We start from the raw sequence: 11,477 nt of genomic DNA, 5'->3' as shown, positions 1-11,477 counted from the left end.
GCTGCGTCGGCGCATGTCGAGCAACACCACAGTCGAGCTACATCTTTGCAGCCAAGCGATTGGCTGCGAAACGCTCGCGCGCGAGTCTGGCGGCGTTATTCATCGAGTCTAGGTTATCGATACACCATAGACCGTTGATGCAAAGAAAGCGCTCACTAAGCACTGCTTCAAGTATGTTTGGAAGGGTTGCGTTGAAGAATCCGGCACCCTTGACCGTTGGGGCCGGATCTAGCTCAAGCATCGCGACCGGCAGGTCAGAAAGGCACGGGCCGAAGTGGCCGGCCGAAGGGAACTTGCCCCCAAACTCGGTGCGCAGACGCTCCTTTCCCATGCTCTTGGTGAGAGTGCTATATCGCTCCTGCCGCAGCAACCAAAGAGACTTGATGCCCGCCTCGCGGTACCGCTCTTGGCGTTTACGGTAGTCACGGAGCGACTGATACGATCTTTGGATCTCGACAGCCAACCTAACCCCATTGCGCTCACCCCAGACATCAGCCTGCCAGCGACCTGCATCACCCGAACCCGGCATTTCAACCGAGGCACGGAATCCAAGATCTTCAAGCACGCTGCGCACAAGTATCTTGGCCGCCAGGTGCCATTGGCTTTCTTCGGAAGTACTGCACGCACCTCCTAGATGCGCGAAGAAGGGGTACCCATTAGCACTAACCTTGGGAATCGCTGGAGCGTTGCAGCAAGGCATCAGCAGATCACCGACGCAGTACGCCCGTTGCAACTCTTCCCACTGCGCCTGAGACATATGCAGTGCGTTGGCTGCACCAGTACCATCTGCATATGCTGCTTCGATCACCATAGCCATAGTGCCTCCTTGAATCTCGGTATTGTCTGATCAGTTTAGCCTTCCCCGCGCTGGGACCGGGGCGGTGATCGAATCCTCCGAGCAGCAATTTCCTAGAAAAATGCCGGCACCCCCGAAAGGATGCCGGCAGACAGCAGATCACGCAGTTACCAATTGCCGGGCCAATGCGACCTCGACGGAATCACCATCCTGGTTCAGGACATCGAGCCCCGATTCGGGTACATCGCCCGAAGTGGACTGCGAGACCATGATCTTCTTGGCCATCAGCTCCAGGCAGGTCATCTGCGAGGAGCCGGCGTAGCCCAGGTAGATCACGCGCACGGACAGCTTCTGCCCGATACGCCAAGAGCGGCGTGCCGCCTGCTGGAGCGAATACACGTTGTAGCCCGACTGCATGAACACGATCGTCGGAAACTCCAACAGGTCCAATCCCGTCTTGACAAGCTCGGGATTGGTGATGAGCACGTCGATGCCACGGTCCAACTGCTCGGCGATCCAGTCCTCGCGGCGGCTGGCATCCACGCTTGCGCGCAGTACCGCCACTTTGAAGCCTTCCTGCTCCAGCAATACCTTCAACCGGCTAGTCGTGTCGCGCGTGCCGGTATAGACCGTGTAGGCCAGAACCTTGCGGCCCTGTGCTTTCTCTTCCCTGCAGATGTCGATCAGCTCACGCTCCTTGGGGCTGATCTCGAACTCGTTGAACTGAGCCGGGACGAACGCCAAGGTATTGCGTGTGCGCGGATGCACCACGGTCTCCGACCGGAAGCAGCAGTCCGGCCAGGCCAGCAGCACGTTGAGGACCACACCCAGCAAGGTTGTATCGCGTCGCGCCAGAGCCTGTTTCAGCTCCGCGGTCAGCCGACCCGCCAAATCGCGGTAGGCCGCGGCTTGCGCCGTGTCCATCGCGACTTCACGGAACTCCTCGTCATACGGTGGCAGAACGTTGCCGCCGATGTCTCTGAGTTTGAGGAAGATCGTGAACGGCAGGATGCAGCGCAGCACGCCCTTGGGGCCGAAGCCCGGAGCTTTGACCGTTCTGACACTGACTTTCGTGCCTTTCGCGGTCTTGTGCGCCGTCCCGGTGCTCTCGGAATAAATGTCCTTCAGGACACCGTGATCGCGCATGAACGCCATCGCGGCCGAGGTCATGCTGCCGCTCGTGGTCGGGCGATAGCCGTCTTCGATCATCCGCCCGGGAAGGGCTCGGAACAGCAGGTAGAACAGATCGTCGCCGTAGCCGCCCATCAACGTGCCGGTCAGCAGTAAGGTCTTGCGAGCCTTCGCCGCCAGCACGCCCATGGCCTGGCCCTGGGCGCTGCCGCCGTTCTTGTACTCGTGGGCCTCGTCGGCGATGAGCAGGTCGAACGTGCCTTGCGGCAGGTAGCGCTTGATGAACTCGGACGGTTGATAGCCGCCCTCGCCAAAACCGAACTCCATGTTGGCCATCGCACGTTCCATGCGCGTGGCTTGACGGTCGGAAAACACCAGCTCGCCGTTGCCGTCCATGAGGTTGATGAACTCATGGATGTTGTCGCCCAGCATCGACGCCAGGAACCCGTCGCCGAACTTCTGCATCAGCTTCTGCGCGGTGACTTCCCCGATCGTCGGGATGCGCTTCAACGCTTTCAGCACGGCCGAGGACTGGTCGCTGCCGGACAGGCTGCGCGGGCGGATCAATGTCCACAGGGGCGCGGCGCAATGGCTGCACTTCCTGCGGTACTCCTCGGCTTCGAGCGCGACCGGGTTGACCGGCTCGCCGTCGAGGTCGGTGATGACCGTGCCGCAGTCAGGGCACGCTGCCACGTCGCCATGGCGGGTGCGCCGCGTGGTGAAGACAGGCTTCCAGTGGAATCCCATCCGCATCCTGACGCGCCCCAGGACAAAGAACTCCTGGCCCGTGGGCTGCACACCCAACTGCTCGCGCAGCTTGATGAGCTTGACCAGCGTGTCCGGGCCGTTGAGCACCCAGACCTTGGCGCCTGCCACCGTCTCCTGGATCTCGCGCCGCCACTTGTAGACCAGGTGCGGTGGAGAAAGAACCAGGGTACGGCGATAGCCTTCGGCGTTGAGCACGGCGGCTGTGGCGATACCAACGGTCGTTTTGCCGCAACCCATCTCGCCGTTGACGATCGCGGCGTGTTCGCCACGGTCGATCAGCAGCTCGGCGGCGGCATGGACGACTTCGGCTTGGGCTTGGAATAGCTTGCGTTTGAGGCTGGCGACGACGAGTTGACGATGCGCCTGCGGCTGGCCGGTATAGACCGGCGGATTGGCGCTGTTGAGGGCGTCGAGCAGTTCGTCGCCGAACTCGCCGACAAAATCCTGAAGGCTCAGGGTCAGAGGGTTGGATTCCGCGTCGAGCAGTTCGCCCTGTACGGGCGTGGCTTCGGCGGTAGTGTTTTCGAGATCGAGGGACATGGTGATGCTCCAAAGAAAATGGGGCATGCACCACCCCCAAAGGGGCAATGGCCTGCCCCAGGGTGGGAAGATCAATCGGCACACGGCCGACGGTGGATGGAAAACGCAGGCGCTGGCGGCCTGCTGGTGAAATGTGCTTAGTCTTCGGACGGCAGCACGATGGATGTGAGATGGCGTTTCGCATCGGTGACGATGCGAATGCGCAGCGCACGATGAATCACGTAGTGCGATTCCAGCAAAGCACCCGATTGAAGTGCGATGCCGTTGGCTTGCCATTGCCCGTCGCTGACGTCCCCCCAGTCGCCACGGACATGGCGACGGAAGTACGGAATCGGGTCAAGACGACCGGCGCGGACCAGGCGGTCGATACCTTCGCTGAGGATGAGTGCACCTACCGGAAACAGCAGGTCCTGGCAGTAGGTTTCGATGTGTCGGGATGCCATGGATTCCTCCTTGATGGATTCATTGAGCCACGACACCCCTGGCGGAGTGAAGTGGCTCCGTCAGGTGACTGGGATGACGATGGGTGACTTCAGATCATGTCGCGCTCTTCGGGAAGCTGGACAACCGTGGTCTGGTGGTCTTCGCTGGTCTTGACGATCAGAACCAGCTCCGGCGTGATCCGGTAGTAGGAGATCATCAGGTTGTCCTGTTGGAGTGCGACGTCGTTGGCCTTGCGGGTGGCCTTGTCGATCTCGCCCCAGTCACCGCGCACATGGCGCTGGACATAGGTCAAGGGGTCGATCAGGCCTTTGCGGGCCAACCAATGCACCTTCTCGCTCAACTTCAGCGAGCCCGGTGCGAACAACGGTTGCTTCTGCGGCGCGGGCCGCTTGAACAGATTTGGGAACATGGTGTTTCTCCTTCGATGTGGTACAGCAGGACAGCAGCGCGTCCGGTGGATTAACGAATGGTCAAGACGTCGCCCCGTGTCGGGGAGCCAGGCGTCATGTCCCACGCGCGGATGACAGGTACGAACTTGTCGGTGAGGATGCGGGTCTCGGCGATGGAGCCGTCTTCGCGTTCGGTGAATTCCCGCTGGAGCGTCTTGTCCTTGTGGGTGTCACCTTTGACGACGAGCACGCGCCCCGTCTTGGAGCGCACAACCCCCGAGATCGCGCCTGCGGCCAGAGCCAGGGCGAGATGCCAGTGGGACAAGGCCCGCGCCGGTGGACGCAGCGACTGCTGCGCGGCCCCCAGGTGCGTGTCCTGCGACGGCCAGAGGCCTTGCAGCCTGCCAACCTCGTCGGCGAACTGCTCGGGCTCCATCGTCACGCGGAAGAAATGCTCCGGCTCGGCCGGACTGGCGGGGACGATGTACGGCAGGAACGGCCATTCGCTCGGCAGTTCGTCAGCTTCGATCTCGCCTTGCCCAACCTGCAGCAGCAGATTGCGCACGGCCTTGACGCCATCCGAGGCCTGCTCGCGCTGGCGCACCCGCCGGCCGAAGATCACAACTTGCTTGAACTGCGTCTCCACCGCTCGGTAGATGCGCAGGTCGGTGTAGTGGCGCGTCAGCCAGCCGACCAGCTCCGCGTCGAGCACGTAGCCGGGGACGATGAAGACCAGCACGCCGCCGTATTGCAGCAACGACAAACTGCGCTGGTAGAACAGTTTTTCGAGGCGGGCACGACCCTGGCCCTGATAGCCGATGTTGCCGTTGACGTCCTTGGACAGGTCGCCATACGGCGGGTTGAGCCAGAGCAGTCCGAACGACTGCTTGGAGACCATCGTGTCCATCAGGTCCGCGTGCAGGCAGTGATCGACCAGGCCGCGGGCATGGCGTGCCCGCTCCGCGTCGAACTCAACGGCGAACGCCTTGGCCTGCTCGCGCCCGAGGGCGTGGGCGGCTTCGGCGATCGCTACGCCTTCGCCGGCGCAGGGATCGAGGATGCACATCGGCCCGTCGCTGGGCATCAGTGCGTTGAGGGCTCTTTCGAGCGTGGGTTCATCAGTCGGGAAATACCCGTTCTTCACGAAATTGCGGGCAAGCCGCGGGAACATGAGGGCCATGGAAGTCTCCTGGTTGGCGGGGATGAAAGACGGAAGCACACCAAGGCGTGCCTCCGAGGGTGGGTCAGGCCGCTACCACTTCCGGCGTCCAGATCTTGGCCGGGTATGGATAGGCGGTGAGCACGTCACTGCGGATCAGGGAGCCCAGCGCCAGGGTCAGCGTCGGCACGTCGATGGCGAGCCGATGGCCTTCCAGCGGCCCGAGGGCGAACGGAAGGCGGCCCAGCATCTCGCGGCTTTGCAGCAGTTCCAGCACGGTCTCGCGCCAGTGGTCGAGCAGCGGCAACGGGCACGTGTCCCGCACCAGCGTCCACAGGCGGTCGAGCCGGTGGGCGCTGTCGCGTGGCAGCAATGCCAGCGCGCTGGCGTTGGCCTTGTCGGGCTTGACGCAGCGCCGGTCGAACAGCCACACGTTGGACAGCGAACCGAACAGCGTTCGCCGGTAGGCGCGCGTGATGCGCTTTTCCAGGCGATCGACGTTGCCGATGAACACCGGGACGCTGCCGCCTTGGTCGGTGATGACGTGAAACTGGTCCAGTCCCTGCTCGTCGCGCCCAAGGGTCAGGCGAGCGAGGAACTGCTGGACGGCGGTGTCCCGCGCCCAGATCGACAGGAAGATCAGGTTGCCCTGGTCGTCGCCGACGCAGGCGTCGGCCATCACATCCGGGCATTCGTCGATGCGGTACAGCGTGGTGGAAGAAGTGTGTGCGGGCATGGTGGTGTCCTCGGATGAACGGGAACAGCACCGCCCGCTGGGGCAAGTGCTGCCCCTGGGGGTGGAAGAAAACCGCTCAGTCCGGCTCGAACTGCCGGGTGTGCGGGTTGAAGTGAAGCACCTCGTCCACCGCGGTGATCGGCGTGAAGCCGTCCAGGTAGATGTTGTTGAGGTACTGGTCGCGGTAGGTCAGTGCCTGCCGCGCCTGTTTCTCGGTGAGGCCGTTGCTGATGAAGTACTCCAGCATCTCCTCGTCGGAGGACACTTCGTCGTTGGACAAACTCCCTTCAACGAGCGCCAGCAGCGAGGGGGAGAGCGCAGCGAGGATCAGGTCCATGTCGGTTCCTCCTGGCTCAGACCATCAGCGTTGCGGCGGGTGCCGTGACAGCCGTGGGTGTGCGTCGCCGAGCGTGGTAGGCGCGAACGCCTGCACGCCATTCGGCAGACTGCTCCGGTGCAAGGTCCAGATAGGACAGCGGGCACGAGTAGTAGTACGGGTGCATGGACTCGTCCAGCGGCTTGTAACCCCACTGGCCGCCGCTGCGTTCAAGCAGATCGCAGCGGATGTAGCGCAGGGATTGGCCCGGCGCGAGATCACGATGTACGCCTTCGACCTTGGCCGTCACTTCCGCGACAGACCAGAGGACGTTGCCGCGCAGCGCGTGGGCGATGACCTTGACGCTGGCGCGCTCGGTCTCTTGCGGTGCGATCAGTTCCGCGATCAGTTCAGACCGCGATTGGGGTGAGAAATACCAGCCCATGAGAGGCCTCCTGGAAAAGTAGAGCCGGAGGCCTCCCCACGGGGAGGGCCTCCCGGCGGGTGATGAAAAGCCGCAGGTGCGGCGAAGGAACCTATGCTTTGCCCTTAGTCCCAGTCGTCATCGTCGCGATCACAACCGGCCGGGCAGTAGCCGAACTCGATCCCATGCGAGCAATAGCCATGCTCCGCATTCCAGTCCTGGGCTTCCTGCCGCTCGGCGGGTGTTGCGTAGTCCCATTCGTGGGCTGCGATTTCCAGGGCCTGAGCTCGCTGGCTTTCCGGCAACCGACTAGCTTGCGCGTCGATCTCCGAACTGAAAAGCGTGACCCAATGATCCCAGGACAGGCCGCAACCACGCTGGGCGTGCTCGGCGGCTGTCTTGCAAACAGCTCGCCATGCGGATTCATCCAGCGCGGAACGGGGTACATCGAAAGCGATGGTGGACATGATGGAGACCTCCAGAAAATGGCCGAGGCCTCCCCCGCAGGGGGAAGGAACCCCGGCGGGTGGATGAAGAACACCGCGGATGCGGCGTCTGCGATCACGCAGGTTGCAGTTCGGCCTGACGGCTCCACTCCTGCGTCTTGAAGTCCAACGCAAAACCCAGTTCGCCCAGGCGGGCGATCTGCGCGCGCAGGGCGCGGCGGTCGATGGTCGAATCCAATTTCACGGACTCGCCCAGCGGCCACAGCAGACCGAACAGAGCGGCGTCGCCATCTTCGGTGCTGCCGGGGGCAGCCGCCGCAGCGGGCGTCGGCGCATCCACACCGAAGGGCGTGGTATCGACCAGAGGATCCGCCGACGCCTGCACGGGTGCGTGCTTGGCGGGCGTGGAGGCCTTGGCAGACTTGGCCGGCGTTGCTGCAGGCTGCGTCCCCAGCTCTTCATCGAGTGGATCGACGTCCTGGGTGGCGAAGCTTCGGGCTTCGTCGCGGCTCAGTTTGTCGATTCCGTTGAGCGTCATTCCGTCCAGGTTGGCGCGGATCTCGAACCGCATGCCGTCGCCGACCGGATAGGACTTCGGGAAGATGTAGCGGATGATGAATTCCCCGTCGTATTTTCCTTCGGGGTACTGCTCCAGCTCCGCATCCTTGACCGCGAACTTGCCGATGGGGGTGACAAGGCGGCCGACGGTGAACGGGCCGTTCTTGCCGCGTATGGTGCGCAGCGTGAGCTGGCCCGGAACAATGATGGGCGATACCGATTGCTCGGGCGCCGATGTGGTTGCCATGTTGGTTCTCCTGATGACGAATAGCGGGCCGCCGACGGCGCCCGGTGGATGAGAGGAAATGGACCTCACCCGAGCTGGGCGAGGTCCGCTTGGCATCACGCCTTGAGCTGGCGCATGCCTTCGGCCAGCAGCCACAACGCCCGGTTCAGGCGCAGGTTCTGGTCGATTCCTTGCACCGGACGGGTGCGTTGATTGCGGCCATTGGCCGAGCGTCCATTCAGTCCCCCTTTGACGAGGTTCTCCTGGACGCGGTTGAAGACGGCCCACAGGTCGTTCTTGCGGTCGTCCCAGCGCCTGGGCGCCAGAAGTTGGCTCTCCGTGACAGGGGTGGACTTGGCCGGGTCGTCGTACTTGAGTGCGAGCGCGGAATTCGCAAAGATTTCCGCTTCGCCCTCATCGAGGGTGATGGTGCGCATCGCATCGCGCGCGTCCTGCACGCGCTCGAAGCCTTCGAGAACCTCGTAGGCACCTTCGATCACCTGGCTTGCCACGTCGCCCTTGTGAGGAACGCGGATGTCGGCGGTGGTGTCACCGCAGACCAGGCCGTTGTGGCAGACGAACCGGAACATGCCGGCAAGCATCTGGTAGCTGCTCGTGCCGTCGTGGCTGTTGAGCAGGATGATCTCGTTCGCCTCGTCGCCGTTGATCTGGCTTGCATGGCGAAGTCGGATGAGATGCTTGGTGTACTCGCGCCGATCCTCGTTGCGCACGCGCGTCTGGCACACCATGAAGGGCTCGAAACCCTCCTGGCGCAACCTGGTCAGCACGACCGAGGTCGGTATGTAGGCATACCGATCGGACCGGCTCCCATGCGGAGCGTCGGCAAAGATCGAGGGAACAACGGCACGAATACGGTCGTCCGAGAGTGGGCGATCGGAGCGCAGGATCGGGGATTGCGGAGCAAAACGGGATGCCAGAGACATGGCTGATCTCCTTTGAGAAATGCGGTAACCGCGCGGTCGTGTGACCACGCGGGACTCGGGGGATGAAAAGACGCAAGCACCTTTGGCGTCTTGGGGACGCGGCGGATGCTAGGGAGGAGAAGCGACAAGGCCCCATGAGGGGCCATGCCGGATCAAAACGAAGCGACCAAGGCCGGCTCCTGCTCCTCGACTTCACCCTCGGGCTCGCGCTCGGCGGACTCGACGGGTAGGTCGGAAACGGCGTCGGCGGCAGTGTCGATGGCGTTGTCGGCTTCGGGCGCGGGTGCGTCCTCCACCGTTGGCGCCTCGGCTTGCGCCTGGCTCATCGGATAGACCTGGGTGCCATCGATCTTGATCAGACCGATGTGGATCAGCGTCGACTCCAGGCTTGCGGCCGGTGCCCCAGCGTGCTCGCCCTTGGTACGGATGTACGGATCGATCTTCATGTCGTTGAGACGGAAGGCGATCAGCACCTTGCGATCCCCTTCGATGGCCTGCACGCATCGGCGAACCAGATGCTCGGCCCCGAGGGTGGCGACGATCGTGTCGAAGTACCGATATTCCGGTTCATCGACAGGTCCGGCCAATGCGGCGATGGAGCATGACAGGAACGGATCGCCATCCTTGGGGGTGACGTCCTTCGGACGGTTGAGGTAGCCGATGCCACGGGTAATCAGCTCGTGCTGCTCGATTGAAGCCAGTTCGGCCCGCTCGATCGGCTCGGCCTTGAGCAGTCGCGCCTTGAGGGACGCGGCGGCCTTGCCCTGGTTTTCGCCCTTGTCGCGGATGTACGCATCGCCCCAAAGGTCGCCGAGGCGGAAGCGCACCAGCGGGCGCTGCTTGGAATCGTCAACGCCGATGTAGCGCTGAACGAGCTTCTTGGCCTCGGCACCCGAGACCTTGACATCGAAGTAGCGGTAGCTGGGGTCCCTGGCGGGGCCGACCAATGCGGCGATGGTGCATGCCAGGAAGGGCTGCGCACGGCGGCCGCCCCTGACGGGCACTTCACGGACACGCTGGATGTAGCCGATGCCCGATGTGTGGAGGTCGAAATACGATTTCTCGTTGGACGTGGTGTTCATGGTGAATCTCCATTGGGAAAAGCGGAGACACACCGAGCCCACGCATGCGGGGAAAGGTGCGTAACCCCGCGGTGGGTTGATAAGGCGAAAGCATCCACCACCAGAGACTGGTGGCCGCTCGCGTATGGATGCGGTGCGAGCTGGCTCGGTCACGCAGTGGAAACTGCGCCGCAACCTCGAAGACCGATGATTGCCTGGCATGTCGCTGACAACGTCAGCAGGCATGGGGTCAGCATGGGCGGCCCTTGCGCGCGCGGCAGCAATCAATTGGCATCCGGGTGTTTCCCTTTGTCCACGCAGCCCGGTTCAGCGCAAGAAAAAGCCCCTCGAAAGGGGCTGGAGATGTCAGGCTTCGTACACGAAATAGTGTTCGCGCTGACGTGGGAAGAACACGTGTTTCCACGTGTCGCCGGTTGTATTGCCACCGTCAAACACGACCATTTCGTAGTCGTCAATGTCGGTGTCCATCAGATCGGCGCTGTCGATATGGCGCATGTGCAGCGTGCCGCTCATGCGCTCGAACACCAGAATCTGGCCGATGGCGTCGTTCTGGCTCATGGCGTTAACGCAGGCTCCAAGCTGATTCTCGAAGTCAGGCGTAGGCGAGATGAGATCGGGGAACATGAGATTGCTCCTATGGAATTGAACCGGCCCAGCTCCTGGTGGGAGGCGGGCTGGCATGTGGGGGATAAAGGGGAAGGCTTGCGCGTCGCGCGTCTGCTAGATCTCGGCCAGTGGCAGGCCCAGTAGCGCGGGTGCGTCAGCGTCTAGGATGAGGATGCGCACATCGGCCTGGCCGGCCAATTCAAGAATGTTCGCCAGGTCGTCAGGCATGCCCTTGTCCCGGTGTTCCTGCCGAAGCTGCTCCGCACTGATGCCCTCGGCATACTCCAGGTTCTTGTCTGTCCAGGGCGTGGAAATCAGCTTGACGCCGATCGCTGGGCTGTATGGAACCCGGAAGGCGATGAACAGAAAGGCCTCCGGTGTCGCAAGGTCCGCTAGGCTGGCCAGGTACTGGCCGGTTTCCTGGCTGATGTGCGCGCTGCTGATTTCCCAGCATCGGCTGTAATAGCCGGTCTCGAAACCCAACCGCTGCACCACGTCTCGCGCGGCCTCGGCCGAATAGGTATCACCGACGTGGACCGGGCGACCGTCCAGGTCGTCGCCATGGATGGCATAAACCACCGCACCCACCACGCCTTCGCCGCTGACGCCTTCAATGGCATCGCATTCGGCCATCAGTTCGGCACTGACAGGCACAGTGCCATTCCTGACCACCGCGAAGTCGCTGGTGACGATGCAGGGGGAAGAAACCAGCTCCTCGTCGGAGAGGTGCTGTTGGCTCGCGTGGATGTTTCGCCACACATGCGGGCTTCCGTCTTCGTAGCTGATGCACAGCGTTCGGACGATTTTCAGATTCCAGTAGCCGCGTACAAAGGGGTTGGGATTCTGGGTCATAGGATTTCTCCAGATTGAATAATGGAGCCAATCCCCGCCACCGGGAACTGGACCCCGGTG

The 11,477-nt window shown here is 62.7% G+C and carries 14 protein-coding genes; all 14 read right to left on the bottom strand.

Features of this window, described 5'->3' with window-relative positions; genetic code table 11:
* Nucleotides 1–37: 37 nt before the first annotated feature.
* The gene (locus WD006_RS08175) at nt 38–817 is read right to left on the bottom strand and encodes a competence protein CoiA (RefSeq protein ID WP_017514159.1); all 780 of its coding nucleotides are present in this window, start codon (nt 815–817) and stop codon (nt 38–40) included.
* A 138-nt stretch (nt 818–955) separates the two neighbouring features.
* A complete protein-coding gene (locus tag WD006_RS08170; RefSeq protein ID WP_011871444.1) occupies nt 956–3,235 on the bottom strand; it encodes a helicase-related protein in 2,280 nt (759 codons plus the stop codon).
* 137 nt (nt 3,236–3,372) lie between these two features.
* Nucleotides 3,373–3,678: a hypothetical protein gene (locus tag WD006_RS08165; protein ID WP_009876590.1), complete on the bottom strand. Its 306-nt coding sequence runs from the start codon at nt 3,676–3,678 to the stop codon at nt 3,373–3,375.
* A gap of 89 nt (nt 3,679–3,767) precedes the next feature.
* The gene (locus WD006_RS08160) at nt 3,768–4,088 is read right to left on the bottom strand and encodes a hypothetical protein (protein ID WP_009876589.1); all 321 of its coding nucleotides are present in this window, start codon (nt 4,086–4,088) and stop codon (nt 3,768–3,770) included.
* A 50-nt stretch (nt 4,089–4,138) separates the two neighbouring features.
* Nucleotides 4,139–5,272, bottom strand: coding sequence for a DUF6094 domain-containing protein (locus WD006_RS08155; RefSeq protein ID WP_254912368.1), 1,134 nt, complete (start codon nt 5,270–5,272; stop codon nt 4,139–4,141).
* Nucleotides 5,273–5,312: 40 nt separating this feature from the next.
* Nucleotides 5,313–5,963: a hypothetical protein gene (locus tag WD006_RS08150; protein ID WP_009876587.1), complete on the bottom strand. Its 651-nt coding sequence runs from the start codon at nt 5,961–5,963 to the stop codon at nt 5,313–5,315.
* Between the two features lie 76 nt (nt 5,964–6,039).
* Nucleotides 6,040–6,300, bottom strand: coding sequence for a hypothetical protein (locus WD006_RS08145; RefSeq protein ID WP_009876586.1), 261 nt, complete (start codon nt 6,298–6,300; stop codon nt 6,040–6,042).
* A 16-nt stretch (nt 6,301–6,316) separates the two neighbouring features.
* Nucleotides 6,317–6,724, bottom strand: coding sequence for a hypothetical protein (locus tag WD006_RS08140; protein WP_009876585.1), 408 nt, complete (start codon nt 6,722–6,724; stop codon nt 6,317–6,319).
* A gap of 104 nt (nt 6,725–6,828) precedes the next feature.
* Nucleotides 6,829–7,170, bottom strand: coding sequence for a hypothetical protein (locus WD006_RS08135; RefSeq protein ID WP_011871442.1), 342 nt, complete (start codon nt 7,168–7,170; stop codon nt 6,829–6,831).
* A 94-nt stretch (nt 7,171–7,264) separates the two neighbouring features.
* On the bottom strand, nt 7,265–7,954 hold the full coding sequence (locus WD006_RS08130; protein WP_009876584.1) for a DUF3275 family protein: 690 nt from the start codon (nt 7,952–7,954) through the stop codon (nt 7,265–7,267).
* Nucleotides 7,955–8,049: 95 nt separating this feature from the next.
* Nucleotides 8,050–8,877 (bottom strand): DUF932 domain-containing protein, encoded by an 828-nt coding sequence (locus WD006_RS08125; RefSeq protein WP_011871441.1) that lies wholly within the window; start codon nt 8,875–8,877, stop codon nt 8,050–8,052.
* 152 nt (nt 8,878–9,029) lie between these two features.
* Nucleotides 9,030–9,959: a DUF3577 domain-containing protein gene (locus tag WD006_RS08120; protein ID WP_009876582.1), complete on the bottom strand. Its 930-nt coding sequence runs from the start codon at nt 9,957–9,959 to the stop codon at nt 9,030–9,032.
* Between the two features lie 345 nt (nt 9,960–10,304).
* The gene (locus WD006_RS08115; protein WP_011871439.1) at nt 10,305–10,583 is read right to left on the bottom strand and encodes a hypothetical protein; all 279 of its coding nucleotides are present in this window, start codon (nt 10,581–10,583) and stop codon (nt 10,305–10,307) included.
* A gap of 96 nt (nt 10,584–10,679) precedes the next feature.
* A complete protein-coding gene (locus WD006_RS08110; RefSeq protein WP_009876580.1) occupies nt 10,680–11,417 on the bottom strand; it encodes a hypothetical protein in 738 nt (245 codons plus the stop codon).
* Nucleotides 11,418–11,477 lie beyond the last annotated feature (60 nt).

This window comes from Cupriavidus sp. Met-2 (assembly GCF_049843575.1).
GTDB lineage: Bacteria > Pseudomonadota > Gammaproteobacteria > Burkholderiales > Burkholderiaceae > Cupriavidus > Cupriavidus metallidurans.
Note: the sequence above shows the minus strand (reverse complement) of the source record. Positions and strands in the feature narration are given on the sequence as shown.